The sequence below is a fragment of the Mesorhizobium sp. XAP4 genome (genome assembly GCF_029269325.1).
GTDB lineage: Bacteria > Pseudomonadota > Alphaproteobacteria > Rhizobiales > Rhizobiaceae > Mesorhizobium > Mesorhizobium ciceri.
In genome coordinates, this window is the sequence record NZ_JARIXW010000001.1 from 856,770 (window position 1) to 874,747 (window position 17,978).

Sequence of the window (17,978 nt, forward strand, 5' to 3'; positions counted from 1 at the left end):
GCGGCCGCGGGACGAAAAACTGAAAGAGGTGCGACATCGATGATGCTGCGCAAGCCTCCCCGAAATGCGGTCTACGGCGCGAACATGATGCTTGCGTGACAGCGCGCAGTGCATGCCGGCGGTCGACGAAAAACGATGCGCGCGCCGGCACTGGACACTTATGTCTAGTAGATATATGCTCCAGTCTTCGGACCAACCGTGGAGGGGAAGCCTTGAAGTCGCACTACCGCGCAGTCGTCATCGGAGGTGGCGTGGTCGGAGCCTCGGTGCTCTATCACCTGACGCGGTTCGGCTGGAGCGATGTGGCGCTGATCGAGCGCGCAGAACTGACGGCCGGTTCGACCTGGCACGCGGCGGCAGGCTTCCATGCGCTCAACGCCGATCCCAACGTGGCGGCGCTGCAGGACTACACCATCAATCTCTACCGGGAGATCGAGGCCGAATCCGGCTGGGATATCGGCCTGCACATGACGGGCGGCGTCAACATCGCCAGCGATCCCGCGCGCTGGGAGTGGCTGAAATCAGCCTGGGCCGTGTTCCAGTCGGTCGGCATCGAGACCGCGCGCCTGGTCACGCCCGACGAGATCAAGGCGATCTGCCCGATCGTCGACGTCACCGGCGTGCTAGGCGGCCTGCATGATTCCAACGAGGGTCACCTCGACCCGTACGGTACCACGCATGCCTATGCGGGTGCTGCGAAGAAGCGCGGCGCCGACATCATCTTGCGCAACCGGGTCGTCGAGCTGAAAGCACGTGCCGACGGGCGCTGGGACGTCATCACCGAGCAGGGCACCATCATCGCCGAGCATGTCGTCAATGCCGGCGGGCTGTGGGCGAAGCAGCTCGGCCGCATGGCCGGCGTCGACCTGCCGGTGACGCCGATGGAGCACCACTATTTCATCACCGATGACATTCCGGAGATCGCAGCACTTGACACGGAAATCGGCATCGCCGTCGATCTCGACGGCTTTTCATACCTGCGGCAGGAGCGCAAGGGTGTGCTGCTTGGCGTCTATGAGCAGAACCCAAAGCACTGGAACATGGACGGAGCGCCGTGGGACTACGGCATAGAGCTGATCCCGGAAGACATCGACCGCATCAGCCCGGAACTCGCCAAGGCGCATGAGCGCTTCCCTTGCCTGGCGACGGCCGGTATCCGCAAATGGGTCAACGGCGCCTTCACCTTCACGCCGGACGGCAATCCGATTGTCGGGCCGGTGCGCGGCCTGAAGAACTACTGGGTTGCCTGCGGCGTCATGGCCGGTTTCAGCCAGGGCGGCGGCGTCGGCAAGTCGCTGGCCGAATGGATGATTTTCGGCGAACCGCAGGCCGACATCTTCGGCATGGATATCGCTCGCTACGGTGCCTTCGCCGCCAACCGCGAATATCTCAGGCAGACGACGCGCCAGTTCTATTCGCGCCGCTTCGTCATGACCTTTCCCAATGAACGGCTGCCCGCCGGCCGGCCGCTGAAACGCCCCGGCGCCTATGACGGCATGAGCGCGGCGGGATGCGAATGGACGGCTTCCTGGGGGCTGGAAATCCCGGCCTATTTCGCGCCGATGGGATTTGCCGAGAGCACGACGCTGCGGCGCTCCAACGCCTTCGACATCGTCGGCGAGGAGGCGCTGCAGGTGCGGCGCGCCGCCGGCCTCGTCGATATCTCGGCCTATGCGCGCTATGCGGTGTCGGGGCTGGGTGCGGAGGCGTGGCTCGACCGGCTGCTCGCCTGCCGATTGCCGAAGCCGGGGCGGGCCGGCCTGGCGCCGATGCTCGGCCATGACGGACGGCTGAAGGGCGACCTCACCGTCTTCAACTGGGGCGGCGGCTCTTATTGGCTGATGGGCTCCTACTATCTCCGGGAATTCCACATGCGCTGGTTCGAGAGCCATGCGGCGGAGGGCGTCACCATCGCCGACCTCTCCGACACGATGAGCGGCTTCCTGCTCACGGGGCCGAATGCGCGGGAGATTCTGGAGCGCACGACGCATCAGGATGTTTCCGGCGCAGCATTGCCGTTCATGGCCTGTGGCGCATTCGACATCGGTATGGTGCAGGCACGTGTGGCGCGGCTGTCGATCGCGGGCGAACTCGGCTTCGAAATCAGTTGCCCCGTGACCATGCACGCCACCCTGCGCGACACGCTGCTGGCTGCGGGCGAGGATCTGGGCCTTGCTGAAATCGGCTACTATGCGCTCAATGCGCTGCGGCTGGAGAAGAGCTTTGGCATCTGGTCGCGTGAATTCACGCAAGGCTATACGCCGGGCCAGACCGGTCTCGACCGCTTCATCGCTTTCGGCAAGAGCGACTTCATCGGCCGCGAAGCAGCGTTGAAACAGCGGGAGGCCGGCAGCGGCCAATGCCTGGTGACGCTGGAAATCGATGCGCTCGACGCCGATGCCAGCGGTTTTGAGCCTGTCTGGCATCAGGGCCGACGCGTCGGCTTCGTCACCTCGGGCGGCTACGGCTATACGGTCGGCAAGAGCCTGGCGCTGGCTCTGATCGACCGCGATTTCGCGGGCGAGGGCACCGCGCTCTCCGTGCATGTCGTAGGTGAGGAACGGCCGGCGCGTGTCGTCGCGGCCTCGCCCTACGATCCCCTGGGCAAGGCAATGCGGCAATGAGGAGGATTTCCGATGGTCGATGACGCGGCACGGGACGGCAGGCGCGAGCGCCGGCGTGGACGCACGGGCGAGGCCGGCAGCGAAAGCAGCCGCCGTCCCAATTACCATTCGCTGAAGAACCCGTTCCTGCCGCAGCCGATCTTTTCGGACGACCAGGTGGCTTCGATCCACGACACGGCGCTGCGGGTGCTGGAAGAGCTCGGCATCAAGGTGCTGCTGCCGCAAGCGCGTGAGCATTTTGCCAATGCCGGCGCCCTGGTCGATCCAGACACCGACATGGTGCGCATCGGCCGTGACATGGTGACGGCGGCACTTGCCTCGGCGCCGAAGTCGATCCACGCTTACGCCGGTTCGCGCGCCCGCGATCTGACGCTGGAGCTCGGCTCGATGACCTTCCTGGCCGGGTGCGGGGCGCCGAACGTCACCGATCTCGAGCGCGGCCGGCGGCCGGGAACACTGGCGGATTTCGAGGATCTGATGCGGCTGGTGCAGCATTTCGATGTGCTGCATATGCTGGGGCCCTGCATCGAACCGCAGGATGTCGACAACCGCTTTCGGCACTATGCCGTCAACCGCGCGCAGTTGACGCTGTCGGACAAGCTCCCGTTCGTCTTCGCGCGCGGCACGCCGCAAGTCGAGGATGGGTTCGAGATGCTGCGGCTGGCGCGCGGCTTGTCGGAAGAGGAGTTTCTGGCAAGCGCGCATTGCTACACCGTCATCAACACCAACTCGCCGCGTCAGCTAGACATTCCGATGGCGCAAGGCATCATCGATTTCGCTCGCGCGGGCCAGCTCTCCGTCATCACGCCGTTCTGCCTGGCGGGCGCCATGGCGCCGATAACGGTCGCCGGCGCGCTGACGCTGCAGCATGCCGAAGCGCTGGCTGGGCTGACGCTGGCGCAGATCGTGAGGCCGGGTGCGCCGGTCGTCTACGGCTCGTTCTCCTCCAATGTCGACATGAAATCCGGCGCGCCCGCCTTCGGCACGCCCGAGCACGTCAAGGCGACGCTGGGCGCCGGCCAACTGGCGCGCTTCACCGGGCTGCCTTGGCGGTCCGGCGGCGGCAGTGCGGCCAACATCTCCGACGCGCAGGCCGCGCACGAGACGCAGTTCGCGCTGTGGGGCTCGGTGCTGGCCGGGGCGACGATGTGCATCCATGCTGCCGGCTGGCTGGAGGGCGGCCTCAGTGTCTCCTTCGAGAAACTGATCACCGACATCGAGGCGCTGCAGACGGTGGCTGAACTTTGTGCTGCGACGCCCGGCGACACCGACACGATTGGTTTCGAAGCTATCGCCGAGGTGCAGCCGGGCGGGCATTTCTTCTCGGCCGGCCACACCATGGCGCGCTATCGCACCGCCTTCTATGAACCGCTGGTGGCCGACTGGTCGAATTTCGGCAACTGGACGCAAAGCGGCTCGAAGACGGCGAGCGAGCGCGCCACCGGCGTCTGGAGGCGGGTGCTTGCCGATTTCGCGCCGCCGACCTCGGCCGTCGCCACATCAGGCGTGCTGGACGAGTTCATCGCGCGGCGCACGGCAGAGGGCGGAGCAGCGCCGGTGTCTTGAGGCTGGCTCCCGCTGATCGCCCTGGTTGTGGCGTGATCCGGAACCTATAGCGCCTCCCGCGCATTCAAGGCTGCGGCCGGTGCACTGCGCACCGGTGTGCTGTTTGAGGGGAGGACGACATGGGTTTCGACCAGTATCACGAACCGCCTGAAGAACTGTCGCAGGAGGTGCGGACCTTTGCCCGCATGATCACCTCGCTGATCGAGGAGGCGGAAGCGATCAGCTGGTACGAACAGCGCATGTCGGTGGAGAAGGACCCGCAGGCGCGCGCCATCATGAAGAACGCGCAGGGCGAGGAGTTCAAGCATTTCGGCATGGATCTCGAATTCCTGCTGCGCCAGAAGAAGGACTGGCGCGCGGAACTGAAGGAAATCCTGTTCACCACGGGCGACATCGTCAAGGCCGGGGAGCGGGGCGAGAAGAAGGTGGACTAGGGTATGTCGATATTCAGGTGAGGCCGGCCTGCAAACGACGGCTTTCTGCGCTTCCGGTGCTCACGGACCCGAATGTCCGCTCCGCTCCGGTTCTCAAAAGCCATCATTTTCGGCTCGGCCTGACCTGAATCTCAACACACCCTGGCTCAGCGTTTGACAAATTCGCCAGGTCCTGCTGCTGCGATTAATCGCTGTCGCGCGCGACCAGTTCCAGCGGCCAGACCTCGCGGATGATCCGCGGACCCTCCGGGCCGGCGAAGGCGGGAAGCGACGCCAGCAGCATTTCCGCGAGCCGTTGTCCCATCGGCTCCAGCGCCGGGCGGAAGGCGGTCAGGGCTGGCGAGAAATAGCGGCAGAGCGGCGTGTCGACGATGACGGTCACTGCCATGTCGTGACCCGGCCTGATACCCATCTCTGCCAGCGCCTTGCAGCCGCCCAGCGCCATCGCGTCATTGTTGAAGATGATGGCGGTCGGCGGAGCCTTGGAGCGCATCACCTGCGGCGTCACCCCGTAGCCGCCGGCCTCGTTGATGAAGCCGGACGCGATCAGCTCGGGGTCTACCTCGATGCCGTGCCGCCGCAAGGCCTTGCGATAGCCGACCAAAAACAGATAGCCGAAATTAAGGTCGAGCGACGGGCGGACGGCGGCGATGCGGCGGTGGCCGCGCGCCACGAGGCGGTCGACCGCGTCGGCGCCGGCCTTCTCGAAATCGAGGTCGAGGGAAGGGTAGGACTTGGTTCCGGAGCGGCTGCGGCCGAGCGTGGCGAAGGGAAAGCCGGCCTGGGTGAGATAGTCGATGCGTTCATCCTCGCGCCGCGTCCAGGCCAGCAGCACCGCATCGGCGCGGCGCGTCTCGACGACGCGGCGCAGGCGCTCCTGCTGGTAGTCGCCCGGCGCGCCCATGACCACGGTCAGGTCGAGCCCGCTTTCCGCAAGCCTGGCCTGCAGCCCGATCAGGAACGGAATGAAGAACGGCTCGCCATATTGCTGGTCGCCCGGATGCGGCTGCAGCATGAAGGCGATCGAATGGGTGGCGCCTTGCCGCAGACTGCGGCCGGACTGGTTCGGCGAATAGTTGAGCGTCCTGGCCGCCTCGAGCACGCGCTGGCGCGTGTCGGCATTGACGTCGGCGCGGCCGTTCAGCGCCCGCGACACCGTGCCGATCGAAATGTTCAGGTGACGGGCAAGGTCATGAATGCTGGATGCCAAGTGACTGTACTCCCCTTGCTTGGCTAGCACCGGTAGCCGCTCAGGCCAAGGCGACAGGACGATTTTCACGAGCGGCCAATTGACATTCTACGCCTTCGGGTGTGTTCTCGTAAACGTTTACGGAAAAACGTTTACGGTCATGCCGTGGATGCCGTGACGATCGGTCTGGAGGGACCGAGCGGAGGAGGAGCGCCGGATGATCAATGCCGTCCTGGTCGGCTGCGGAGCGATGAGCAAGGCCTGGCTCGATGCCGCGCAGCAAGTCGACGGGCTCGCCATTGTCGGCCTTGTGGATCTCGATGCCGACAGGGCACGGGCGCGGGCGCACGAATACGGCCTCACCAATGCCGTCATCGGCAGCAGCCTCGATACCGTCCTCGATCAGATCAAACCGCAAGCGGTGTTCGATGTCGTGGTTCCCGCCGCCCGGCGCGCGGTCGCGCTGTCCGCCTTTGCGCACAATTGCCATCTGCTGACGGAAAAGCCGCTCGCCGACAGTCCGGAAAATGCGCGCGCCATCGTCGAGGCCGCGCGCCGCGCCGGGCGCATCCATGCGGTCGTGCAGAACCGCCGCTATGTCGCCAATGTCAGGCGCATCCGGAGGTTCCTGGACTCCGGCGCCATCGGTGCGCCGACCAGCATCCACGCCGACTTCTTCGTCGCGCCGCATTTCGGCGGTTTTCGCGAGGAGATGGCCCATGTGCTGCTGCTCGACATGGCGATCCACACCTTCGACGCCGCTCGCTACATGGTGAATGGCGAGCCGGCCGGCGTCTATTGCCAGGAATGGGAGCCGGCCAGTTCCTGGTACAGGCAGGGATCTTCGGCCAGCGCCGTCTTCGATCTCGGCGACGGCAAGGTCTTCACCTACGCCGGCAGCTGGTGCGCGGCCGGCTTCCGCACCAGTTGGGAAAGTGCATGGCGCATCGTTGCCGAGCGCGGCAGCCTCATCTGGGACGGTCATGACGATTTGAGGGCAGAAGCAGTGATGCCGGGCCGCGAGGGAATGTTCGACAAAACCCAGCCGATCGAGGTGCCGCCGCTCGATGCGTCCGATCGCGTCGGCGGCCATCTCGGCATTCTCCAGGATTTCATGCACGCCATCGAGACCGGCACCGAGCCGGAAACGCGCGGCGGCGACAACATCAAGAGCCTGGCCATGGTTTTTGGCGCCATCGAAAGCGCCGAGACCGGCCGCCGCGTGACAATCGCAGAGGAAGCACAATGACGCCGAACCCGCTTCTCGACATCCGGATCGGCACCATGGTGCGGGCCAATCTCGACGACCCGGCGGCTTACATCAAGCAGATCCTGCCGCTCGGCTTCGAGAGCATCCAGCCCTTCTTCTGGCAGACGCTGGGCGGCAAGGATTTGCCGCGGCTGGCCGGCCAGATCCGCGAGGCGATCGGCGATGCCGACGTCACCGTGTCCTCGCTCGGCGTGTTCGGCAATCCGCTGGAAGACGGCGAGGTCGATCGCGGCGTGCTCAAGGCCTGGGAGACGGTCATCGACAATGCGCATCTGTTCGGCACCTCGATGGTCAGCGGCTTCACCGGCCGCCTGCGCGGCAAGAAGCTGACCGACAGCCTGCCGCGCTTCAAGGAGGTCTGGGGACCGCTGGCCAGACGCGCCGCCGACAAGGGCGTGCGCATCGCCTTCGAGAACTGCGCGATGGACGGCAACTGGGCCGCCGGCGACTGGAACATCGCCCACAATCCGGACGCCTGGGAGCTGATGTTCAACGAAGTGCCGGACGACAATCTCGGGCTGGAATGGGAGCCCTGCCACCAGCTCGTCTATCTGATCGATCCGATGCCGCAGATCCGCAAATGGGCGCCGCGCATCTTCCATGTCCACGGCAAGGACGCGACGGTGCGCTGGGATGTCATCCGCGAGCATGGCGTGTTCGGCCGGCTGCCCTTCGTGCAGATGCGAACGCCGGGCTTCGGCGACAGCGACTGGACGCGGGTGATCAGCGAATTGCGGCTGGCCGGATACAAGGGCGCCATCGACATCGAAGGCTGGCACGACCCTGTCTATCGAGGCGATCTCGAAATCACCGGGCAGGTGCGGGCGCTGGAATATCTCAAGCAATGCCGGGGAGGGGCCAGCTACCTGCCGAACCCGATGTGAGGATCGGCCGGCGGGAGGAGCCGGCCGGGATGTCTGCAACGCACATTGCCGAAGCGAATGTCGAAACCCCTCGCTTGCGAGGACAAAAAGGGAGGATAAGTGCATGAGCATGACGATGAGAAGGACAGTTCTGCGCTCGACCGTCGTGGCCGCCGCCACGGTGCTTGCCGCTGCGATCTCCACCTTGCCCGCGCAGGCGCTCGACGCCAAATGGTGCAAGGACGTCCACATCCGCTTCTTCGTCGGCGGCGCCGAGGGCGACGCTTTCGGCACCATCGTCTACAACGGCGCCAAGCAGGCAGAGGCCGATCTGGGGCCGAAGGTCGACTACATCTTCTCCCAGTGGGACATCGAAAAGATGGTGCAGCAACTGCGCGAGGCCGTCGCGGTCAAGCCCAACGGCATCGCCATGATGGGCCATCCGGGCGACGCATCAATCATGCCGCTCGCCGAACAGGCGCACAAGGACGGCATCAAGATGATGTACCAGAACGTGCCTGTGCCGAAGGTGGTGGAAGCGTTCGGCGGCGGCTATGTCGGCGCCCAGCAGGAACAGCAGGGCCGCGCGCTCGGCGCCGAGGCGTTCAAACTGGGCAAGCTGAAGGCCGGCGACAAGGCGATCATGATCGGCCCGTTCGAAAACGAAAGTCGCGGCGCGCGCGAACGCGGCACGGTGGCGGCGCTCAAGGAAGCCGGCGTCGAGGTCATCCAGTTGTCCTCACCGCCGAGCGGCGAATGGGCGTCCGATCCCAACCTGGCCATTCCGGTGATCACCGCGGCGCTGCTCAACAATCCCGACGTCAAGGCGGTCGGCTATCCCGGCGGGCAGATGCTCGGCAATGTCTCGACCTATATGCAGGCGGCCGGGCGCAAGGCGGGCGAGATCTTCAATTTCGGCTTCGACACCAGCCCGCAGATCGTCGAGGGTTTCAAGGGTGGCTGGGTGCAATTGACCGCCGACCAGCAGCCGTTCCTGCAGGGCTATCTGCCGATCCTCAGCCTCTGCCAGCAGGTTGTGCTGGGGCTGGCGCCGATGAATGTCGACACCGGCGCCGGCTTCGTCACGCCCGAAAATTACGAGATCGTCGCCGAGCTCGCCAAGCAGGCGCTGCGCTGACCTCCCAAGCCGCCGGCCGGGATCTCAGGCCCCGGCCGGCGGGACCGCTGGCGACGACGCCGGCACGAGACAATGAAAGCGAGCATCCGATGGCCGAACGCCTCATCGAACTGCGCGACATCAGCAAGTCCTATGGCCAGGTCTATGCGCTGGGCGGGGTCAATCTCAGCGTCGACCGCGGCGAGGTGGTCGGCCTGCTCGGTGACAATGGCGCCGGCAAGTCGACGCTGATCAAGATCCTCTCGGGCGTGGTCAAGCCGACCAGCGGCGAAATCCTCGTGCGTGGTAAGCCGGTGACCGGGTGGAGCGCGGCGCGTTCCCGCGAAGCCGGCATCGAGACGGTGTTCCAGGACCGGGCGCTGGCCGTGCAGCAGACCATCGTTCGCAACATCTTCATGGGCCGCGAGCTGACCGGATTCTTGGGCTTTCTCAGGGTCAACAAGGAGATCGAGGAGGCAAGCCGGCTGATGCGCGAGATCGGCTTCACCTCGAAAGTGTTCACGCCGCAGTCGATCGTCGGCCAGCTTTCGGGCGGCGAACGCCAGGGCGTGGCGATCGCCCGCGCCATCTACAAGCAGGCCGAGCTGATCGTCCTCGACGAACCGACGACGGCGCTGTCGCTGACCGAAACCGCCAAGGTATTCCATTTCGTGCGCCAGGTGCGGGCGAGCGGCCGCTCGATCCTGTTCATCGGCCACAACATCCATCATGTCTTCGACATCGCCGACCGCTTCGTGGTGCTGGATCGCGGCAGGATCGCACTGACGACCGACCGCAGCGAGGTCAAGTCGGCCGAAGACCTCATCAACTTCATGGAAGAGGTTGCGCATCCCGGCGGATTGGCCGGGCTGCACGATGCCGGCGACGCGGAGCAGAGAGCACGATGAGCAAGACCATGGAGCCCGACCTGCACGAGCCGTCCTCCGGCATTCCCCGTCCCAGTTCTCAGAAGGAATGGAGGCACCCATCCGATCACTGGATGCGCGGCTTCATCCTCGACAACCGTGCCGCGCTCGGCACGCTCGCCGTGTTCATCGTCATGATGACGGTGTTCCTGATCGCCAACCCGACCGTTTTCACCACCTGGTATCTCTACCGTTCGGTGCTGACGACGCTCCCCGTTGCGCTGTTCGTGGTGGTGCCGCTGGTCTTCGTCGTCACCTGCGGCGAGATCGACCTGTCGTTTCCGGCAACGATGGGCTTCGCCTCATGGGTCTTCGCGCTGGTCGTGCAGGCCGGTTACGATCCGTTTCTCGGCATCGCCGCGGCACTCGTCACCGGCATGCTGCTCGGCTTCCTCGTAGGCTCGCTGGTCGTCTATGGCGGGCTGTCGTCGTTGATCGCCACGCTGGGCATGAATTTCCTGTTGCGCGGCCTGATCCAGATCATCAACGAGGGCAAGTCGATGGCGCTGACCAGCCTCAGCGACAGCTGGGCCTACACGATCTTCTCCAGCCAGCTCCTGGGCATTCCGGTGCAGATCTTCTGGGCCATCGGCTTCGTCGTGCTGTCGGCGATGCTCTATAACCGCCATCGTTTCGGCGCGCAGGTGAGGGTGGTGGGTGACAATCCCGACAGCGCCCAGCAGATGGGCATCGACGTCAAGCGCGTGCGGGTGAAAGTGTTCGTCTTCGTCGGCATCGGTGCGGCGATCGCCGGCACCTTCTCGGTGATGATCAACTTCACCTGGTGGCCGACCGCCGGTGACGGCTATCTCCTGCCGGTGCTGGCCTCGGTGTTCGTCGGCGGCACGCCGACCTGGGGCGGCATCGGCACCGTCGTCGGCGGCGCCATCGGCGCGGTCACCGTGTCCTTCATCCAGACCGGCGTCGTGGCGGCGGGATTGAGCGGTTTCTATGTGCAGTTCTTCAACGGGCTGATCATCATCCTGTCGCTGCTGGGGCACAAATGGAATCAGGCGCGGTATCGGTGAGGGGCTGTTTCGTTGGCGGACCGCATGCCTTGACGATTGGCGTAGACATCAATCACTTCGTCATCCTCGGGTCTGCGCCGCGTCGCTACGCTCCTTGCTTCGCCCGTGGATGACGAAGGTGAGGCTTCCGCGGGGAAAACGCCATCTTCACACCGCAGCCACAAACCCATCCAGCACGCGTTTCTGGCCGGCTTTGTCGAAGTCGATGGTCAGCTTGTTGCCTTCGATGGCCGAGATGTTGCCGTTGCCGAATTTCTGGTGGAAGACACGGTCGCCGACGTTGAAGGCGGACGGCTTGTCGGAGACGGATTTGGCGACCAGCTCGCCGTCGATGGTGCGGCCCTTGACCGAGGTGCGGCCGGCGCCGTAGCCGCTGTCCGTCTCGCCGTAGCCGATGCGCTCGACCTGGTGGCCCGAGCGCGAGCCCCAGTTGCGGTCGGTCGCCTCGGTGCGGTTGGCCTGCGCGCGCTGCCAGCCCGGCGTCGCATAGGTGTTGGAGAAGGCGCCGGATTTTTCGCTGTCGGCGCCGACATTGTCGAAGCGCGAGGCGCCATAGGGGTTCTGCCGTCCTGCGCCCTGGCCGCCGCGGCCGGAGGCAAAGGAACCGCCGCCATAGGAATTGCCGTAGCCGCCGTAGGAGTTGCCGCTTTCAGCGACCTCGACATGGGCGTTCGGCAATTCCTCGAGGAAGCGCGACGGGATCGTCGACTGCCACAGGCCATGGATCTGGCGGTTGGAGACAAACCAGATATGCAGGTTCTTCTTGGCCCGCGTCAGGCCGACATAGGCGAGGCGGCGCTCTTCCTCCAGCCCGGAGCGGCCGCCTTCATCGAGCGCGCGCTGATGCGGGAACAGGCCTTCCTCCCAGCCGGGCAGGAAGACGGTCTCGAATTCGAGGCCCTTGGCCGAATGCAGCGTCATGATCGAGACGGCGTCGAGCCCGGCATTCTGCTCGGCGTCCATGACCAGTGCGACATGCTCGAGGAAGGAACGCAGCGACTCGTATTCCTCCATCGAGCGGATCAGCTCTTTCAGATTCTCCAGCCGGCCGGGGGCTTCGACCGAGCGGTCGTTCTTCCACATGTCCGTGTAGCCGCTCTCTTCGAGAATGGTCTCGGCGAGTTCGGTGTGCGGCGTGGTTTCCAGCGCCTTCTGCCAGCGCTCGAAATTGGCCGCCACTTCGCGCAAGGCGGCGCGCGGCTTCGGCTTCAACTCGTCGCTTTCGGCGAGCTTGGCGGCGGCCTCCAGCATAGGGATGCGCAGCGCACGGGCGGTGTCGTGGATCTGGCGGATGGTGGCTTCGCCCAAGCCGCGCTTGGGCACATTGACGATGCGTTCGAAAGCGAGGTCGTCGGCGCCCTGCGCGACGACACGGAAGAAAGCCATGGCGTCGCGGATTTCCAGGCGCTCGTAGAAGCGCGGGCCACCGATGACGCGGTAGTTGAGGCCGAGTGTGATGAAGCGATCCTCGAAGGCCCGCATCTGGAAGGATGCACGGACAAGAATAGCCATGTCGTTGAGATTGTGCTTCTGACGCTGATAGGCCTCGATGGTCTCGCCGATGGCGCGGGCTTCTTCTTCGGAATCCCAGGCGGCGTGGACATTGACCTTGCCATCCTCGGGATCGTTGCGATCCGTGAACAGCGTCTTGCCGAAGCGGCCCTCATTGTGGGCGATGAGGTGGGAGGCGGCACCAAGGATGTGCGCGGTCGAGCGGTAGTTGCGCTCCAGCCGGATGATGGTGGCGCCGGGAAAATCCTTGTCGAAACGCAGGATGTTGTCGACCTCGGCGCCGCGCCAGCCATAGATGGATTGATCGTCATCGCCGACGCAGCAGATGTTAACGGTGGCGCGGGTTTCGGCCGAAGAGCGCCCAATCTCCCCCTCAAGGGGGGAGATCGGCTTGCCTTGAGGCCGCTGCGCCAACAGCCGCAGCCACATGTACTGGGCGGTGTTGGTGTCCTGGTACTCGTCGACGAGGATGTACTTGAAGCGCTTGTGGTATTCCTTCAGCACGTCCGGATTGGCGCGCAAGATGCGGATCGGGTGGCAGAGCAGGTCGCCGAAATCGCAGGCGTTCAGCGTCTTCAGCCGCTCCTGATAGGCCTTGTAGAGTTCGCGGCCCTTGCCGTTGGCGAAGGCACGCGCGTCGCCCTCGGCGATGTCGGCGGGGCCTTGCCCCTTGTTCTTCCAGCCGTCGATCATCTGGGCGAACTGCTTGGCCGGCCAGCGCTTGTCGTCCAGCCCCTCGGCCTGGATCAACTGCTTGATCAGCCGCACGACGTCGTCGGTGTCGAGGATGGTGAAGTCGGAGCGCAGGCCGGCGAGTTCGGCATGTCTGCGAAGCAGCTTCACTCCAATCGAGTGGAAGGTGCCGAGCCATGGCATGCCCTCGACATTGCCTTCGCCGATCAGGATACCGATCCGCTGCTTCATCTCGCGCGCAGCCTTGTTGGTGAAGGTGACGGCGAGAATCTCGGAAGGCCAAGCCCGTTTGGTATCAAGTATGTAGGCGATGCGGGTGGTGAGCACGCGGGTCTTGCCGGTGCCGGCGCCGGCCAGCACCAGAACGGGGCCTTCGGTGGTTTCCACCGCCAGCCGCTGCTCCGGGTTCAGGCCCTTCAGATAGTCGGGTGCGTTGTTGTGTCCGCTGCGGGCAGCCATGGCGCGCGCGGCAATGCCCGACGGGGCCGAGGGCCGCGCATTGGGTTCGTCGAAAAAGGGCATGTCTTCGGAAAAGCCGGACATTGCCCCGAATGTAGTGATTCGGTGGGGAAAGACCAGAACTGTCTACGTTTTGTTCCGCTAAAGTGCTGGCGGCAAGGATGTACGGGCTGTTCAGGCCTTGCGGTAGCCGAGAGCGACGAAAAATCGCTGCCCTAACGAACGCGCCTCATCGGTCATCACGGCGCCGAGTGCCGTCTGCATCCGGTCGTAGTAATGGCTGCCCGCAGGGGACGCGAGAAATGCCGCGTAAAGCCTGAGATCGTCGAGCGACAAGTCACGATAGGCGAAAGCATTTCCTTCCATGATCCCCTTTTCGGCTTTTTCACGAAGGTTGCCGGCCTGCTTATGCACCAGCACCATTATCTGCTGATCCGATAAAGGCTGCCCGGCTGCCGCGAGCATTCCCGAAACCATCGCATAGCCCATGTTCAATGCGATCGCTTCAGCCATGTCCACGGCGCTGGTATCGTCGACGATTTTCCGGTACAACGCGAGCCGTGCCGGATCTCCCGCCTGAAGTCCTCCAAGGATTTTCGGACCTTCGATCTTCTTGCGCCCCACGGCTTGCGGATCGGACGCTTGGATCTCCAGGGCTGTGACCCGCCTGCCCAATGGTGAATCGAAGAAAGCAGCCAGATCGGTGAGATCGACGGGCTGCAACCGGTCCGTCATCCGCGCCTCTACGGCTTTCTCCATCCTGTCAGCGTCAAAAGCGCCTTCAGCGGCGGCGGACAAGGCTTCCTTGACTTTTTCCGGCCCCGGCACGGATTTGATGCCGGCGACTATGCTTGGGCCGAGGCCGGCCAGCATCTCGTGGAAGCCGCTTGCCTTGTTGATCTCCTCGAGCGTTTGTGCCGACGCGGGTTGACTGCCAGCCATAAGCACGACGAAGCCGAACAGCGCGCCGGCAATGCGCATCCATGGCGGAAAGACGAAGGGCATGACTCGGTCTACTCCACGGTGATGCTGCGACGGAGACTGCTCGATAACCCGACCGCAGGCAAGATGAATTGCCACCTTGGCGTGTGGGCCAGCTTGACAGGCGGGGCGGGCAGGAGAAAGCTGTGCGCAGGGCAGGAACGGGACATCGGGCTGTCCTTGGCGTGGCAAAGCGCAACAGTCGAAGGAGTATCATCTTGGCTGTCACCATCACCTCCCTCATTCTTTTCCTCATCGGCCTGGCACTCGGCGGCGGCGGCATCCGCCTGGCGATGCTGGGCGGCAGCTGGTACTATGTCGTTGCTGGCCTTGCCTTCCTGATCGCCGCCTGGCTGCTCTACCGGCGCCGGTCCACCGCGCTGTGGCTCTACGCGGCGATCGTGCTCGGCACGCTGGCCTGGGCGGTCTGGGAAACCGGCTTCGACTGGTGGGAACTCGGGCCTCGCGGCGGCGTCATCGTGCTTCTCGCTTTGTGGCTGCTGACGCCGTGGGCGAGACGGGGTCTTGTCGGCCCTGACGCACGCGCGCCGCTGATCCTTGCCGTGCTGGCATCACTGGCCGTCGCCGGTTATTCGATGACTTCGGATCCGAAGGACATTGCCGGCGAACTCGGCACCGACAAGGTGGTCGCCAACGCCAATCTCGGCAATGACGTGCCGGCCGGCGAGTGGCATTATTACGGCCGCACGCAGTTCGGCCAGCGCTATTCGCCGCTCGACCAGATCACACCGGACAATGTCGCCAAGCTGCAGCCTGCCTGGACCTACCAGACCGGCGACGTGAAGGGACCGGACGATGTCGGCGAGACCACCTATCAGGTGACGCCGCTGAAGATCGGCGACACGCTCTACATCTGCACGCCGCATAATTTCGCCATCGCCATCGATGCCGCGAGCGGCAAGGAGAAATGGCGCTTCGATCCCAAGGTCAAGCTTGACAAGGACCGCCAGCACCAGACCTGCCGCGGTGTGGCCTATTACGCCGATGCCGCCGGCGCCGCCGGCCAGCCCTGTGCGACCCGCGTCTACCTGCCGACCTCGGATGCGCGGCTGATCGCGCTCGACGCCGCCAACGGGCAGATCTGCCCGGCTTTCGCCGAGGGCGGCACGCTGAACCTTCTGACCAACATGCCCTATCCGAAGTCGGGCTATTATTACTCGACCTCGGCACCGCTGATCTCAGGCGGCAAGATCATTGTCGGCGGCGCGGTCAACGACAATTATTCGACGCAGGAGCCGTCCGGCGTCATCCGCGCCTACGACGCTGCCACCGGCGCGCTGGTGTGGAACTGGGATTCCGGCAATCCGGACCAGACGACGCCGCTGCCGGCCGGCCAGACATATACCGCCAACTCGCCCAACATGTGGTCGACGCCGAGCGCCGACGAGAAGCTCGGCCTGCTCTACGTGCCGCTCGGCAACCAGACGCCGGATCAGCTCGGCGCCGGGCGCAGTGCCAATGTCGAGAAGTTCTCGTCGTCGATCACCGCGCTCGACCTCAACACCGGACAGGTGCGATGGGTGCGGCAGACCGTGCACCACGATCTCTGGGACATGGACGTACCGGCGCAGCCGAGCCTGATCGACATCACCAAACCCGACGGCACGGTGGTGCCGGCGCTGGTCGGACCGACCAAGCAGGGCGATCTGTATGTGCTCGACCGCCGCACCGGTGAGCCGGTCATCGCGGTCAACGAAGTGCCGGCGCCCGGCGGCGCGATCGAAGGCGACCACACATCGCCGACGCAGCCGGTCTCCGATCTCACCTTCATGCCGAAGCCGCTGACCGGCGCCGACATGTGGGGCCTCACCATGTTCGACCAGTTGGCCTGCCGGATCGAATTCCAGGGCCTGCGCTATGAGGGTCGCTATACGCCGCCTTCCGTCCAGGGCTCGCTGATCTACCCCGGCAATTTCGGCACCTTCAACTGGGGTGGCGTCGCCGTCGACCCGGTCCGGCAGGTGCTGTTCGGCATGCCGACCTATCTGGCGTTCAAGTCGCAGTTGATCCCGCGCGATCAGGTGCCGCCGCCGGACGAAGGGCGGGGCAGCGAACAGGGGCTGAACCGCAACGAGGGCGCGCCCTATGCGGTGGTGATGGGACCGTTCCTGTCGCCGCTCGGCATTCCTTGCCAGGCGCCGCCCTGGGGCTATGTCGCCGGTGCCGATCTCAGGACCGGCAAGATCGCCTACAAGCACCGCAACGGCACCGTCTACGACATGACGCCGCTGCCGCTGCCGCTGAAGGTCGGCGTGCCCGGCATCGGCGGGCCGATGATCACCGCCGGCGGCGTCGCCTTCCTGGGGGCCGCAGTCGACGACTACCTGCGCGCCTACGACCTGACATCGGGCAAGCAGCTGTGGCAGGCGCGGCTGCCGGCCGGCGGGCAATCGACGCCGATGACCTATACGGTCGCCGACGGCCGCCAGTTCGTGGTCATCGTCGCCGGCGGCCACGGTTCGGTCGGCACCAAGCCTGGTGACTATGTGATGGCCTACGCGCTGCCGAAGTAGGGGCGACAGGGTAACGCGATCTTTCAGAGGTCGCGCCGCCCCTCATCTGTGCCGGTATCCTTTCCCCGCACAGTGACGGGGAAAAGTGCCCGACTGGGCGATGAGGGGCGGGAATCTTCCGATCGGCCCGTTGTCGATCAGCCAATCCCCAAATGACCCTTCAGGCTGGGCACCGAGCCGAGCACCTTGTTGGTCAGGTCGGGGCCGGCGGCGGCTTCGGCCTGCTGGATCAGCGTCGCGCCGGCCTTCTGGATCTGCGCCATGTCGAGCCCGGATGCCTTGAGCGCGGCGATGCCGTTGATCAGCGCGCCGGCCTTCTCGCCGAGAACGCCGCCAAGCGCGCCCTGCAACGACGACAGAAAACCGCCACCGCCGGCCGGAGCGGCGGCCATGACGTCATATTGATGGGCGAGGTCGTCGGCGCCGGGGATTTTGGCGAAGAACGCCGAGGCGCTGGTGCCTTCCGCCTCGTGTTCGAGCACCGAGAAAATGGTGCCGACGACTTTCTCCGTCGTCGCCTGGTCGAGGCCCGCCTTCTGCGAAACGGTGTTGACGATGTCCTGGACGTTCATGGCGTCACCTCAACCCTGGGTTTTCGTGTTGCGGTTCCGCTCAGCGCGGACCCTGATCAACGATAGTCTGCCTGCATTCACAACCATCGAGCGTAGGGCCAAAGCGGCGGCCCCCGCAAGGACGACCGCGCTGGCGAGGATCGGGGAAGGCATGGTCATGGTCTCGCTTCCTTCTGGGTCTGAGGCACGCGGTCAAGATACCGTCGATAG

General features: G+C 64.9%; 13 protein-coding genes. 9 read left to right on the plus strand and 4 right to left on the minus strand.

Going from position 1 to position 17,978, the window contains the following annotated elements:
* Window positions 1–212 precede the first annotated feature (212 nt).
* From P3C39_RS04310 to P3C39_RS04320, 3 genes are all read left to right on the plus strand, one after another.
* Window positions 213–2,624 carry an FAD-dependent oxidoreductase gene (locus P3C39_RS04310; protein ID WP_275952746.1) on the plus strand — a complete coding sequence of 804 codons (2,412 nt, stop codon included), beginning with the start codon at window positions 213–215 and terminating at the stop codon, window positions 2,622–2,624.
* 12 nt (window positions 2,625–2,636) lie between these two features.
* Window positions 2,637–4,190, plus strand: a complete 1,554-nt coding sequence (locus P3C39_RS04315; RefSeq protein ID WP_275952747.1) for a trimethylamine methyltransferase family protein — start codon at window positions 2,637–2,639, stop codon at window positions 4,188–4,190.
* 119 nt (window positions 4,191–4,309) lie between these two features.
* Entirely contained in the window at window positions 4,310–4,624 is a 315-nt protein-coding gene (locus tag P3C39_RS04320; RefSeq protein WP_013530988.1) for a hypothetical protein, read from the plus strand.
* A 184-nt stretch (window positions 4,625–4,808) separates the two neighbouring features.
* Here P3C39_RS04320 and P3C39_RS04325 read toward each other — a convergent pair whose 3' ends face one another.
* A complete protein-coding gene (locus P3C39_RS04325; RefSeq protein ID WP_063168292.1) occupies window positions 4,809–5,834 on the minus strand; it encodes a LacI family DNA-binding transcriptional regulator in 1,026 nt (341 codons plus the stop codon).
* A gap of 196 nt (window positions 5,835–6,030) precedes the next feature.
* On the opposite strand from P3C39_RS04325, the gene P3C39_RS04330 reads away from it, so the two are divergent.
* The 5 genes from P3C39_RS04330 (at window position 6,031) to P3C39_RS04350 (ending at window position 11,017) form a co-directional block, all read left to right on the plus strand.
* Entirely contained in the window at window positions 6,031–7,062 is a 1,032-nt protein-coding gene (locus tag P3C39_RS04330; RefSeq protein WP_027160620.1) for a Gfo/Idh/MocA family oxidoreductase, read from the plus strand.
* Window positions 7,059–7,967, plus strand: coding sequence for a sugar phosphate isomerase/epimerase (locus tag P3C39_RS04335; RefSeq protein WP_013530991.1), 909 nt, complete (start codon window positions 7,059–7,061; stop codon window positions 7,965–7,967). Before P3C39_RS04330 ends, P3C39_RS04335 begins: the two co-directional genes overlap by 4 nt.
* Window positions 7,968–8,070: 103 nt before the next feature.
* A complete protein-coding gene (locus tag P3C39_RS04340; protein WP_013530992.1) occupies window positions 8,071–9,084 on the plus strand; it encodes a substrate-binding domain-containing protein in 1,014 nt (337 codons plus the stop codon).
* Window positions 9,085–9,173: 89 nt separating this feature from the next.
* Window positions 9,174–9,971, plus strand: a complete 798-nt coding sequence (locus tag P3C39_RS04345) for an ATP-binding cassette domain-containing protein (protein WP_127369457.1) — start codon at window positions 9,174–9,176, stop codon at window positions 9,969–9,971.
* Window positions 9,968–11,017: an ABC transporter permease gene (locus P3C39_RS04350; protein WP_027160618.1), complete on the plus strand. Its 1,050-nt coding sequence runs from the start codon at window positions 9,968–9,970 to the stop codon at window positions 11,015–11,017. Before P3C39_RS04345 ends, P3C39_RS04350 begins: the two co-directional genes overlap by 4 nt.
* A 147-nt stretch (window positions 11,018–11,164) precedes the next feature.
* Here P3C39_RS04350 and P3C39_RS04355 read toward each other — a convergent pair whose 3' ends face one another.
* Both P3C39_RS04355 and P3C39_RS04360 read right to left on the minus strand, forming a co-directional pair.
* Window positions 11,165–13,765 carry a UvrD-helicase domain-containing protein gene (locus P3C39_RS04355; protein ID WP_275952748.1) on the minus strand — a complete coding sequence of 867 codons (2,601 nt, stop codon included), beginning with the start codon at window positions 13,763–13,765 and terminating at the stop codon, window positions 11,165–11,167.
* A 90-nt stretch (window positions 13,766–13,855) separates the two neighbouring features.
* Window positions 13,856–14,686 carry a hypothetical protein gene (locus P3C39_RS04360; RefSeq protein ID WP_275952749.1) on the minus strand — a complete coding sequence of 277 codons (831 nt, stop codon included), beginning with the start codon at window positions 14,684–14,686 and terminating at the stop codon, window positions 13,856–13,858.
* Between the two features lie 194 nt (window positions 14,687–14,880).
* On the opposite strand from P3C39_RS04360, the gene P3C39_RS04365 reads away from it, so the two are divergent.
* A complete protein-coding gene (locus P3C39_RS04365; RefSeq protein WP_063168289.1) occupies window positions 14,881–17,196 on the plus strand; it encodes a glucose/quinate/shikimate family membrane-bound PQQ-dependent dehydrogenase in 2,316 nt (771 codons plus the stop codon).
* Window positions 17,197–17,333: 137 nt separating this feature from the next.
* Here the strand turns inward: P3C39_RS04365 and P3C39_RS04370 are convergent, their stop codons facing one another.
* Window positions 17,334–17,768 (minus strand): hypothetical protein, encoded by a 435-nt coding sequence (locus P3C39_RS04370; RefSeq protein WP_013530999.1) that lies wholly within the window; start codon window positions 17,766–17,768, stop codon window positions 17,334–17,336.
* Window positions 17,769–17,978: the final 210 nt, after the last annotated feature.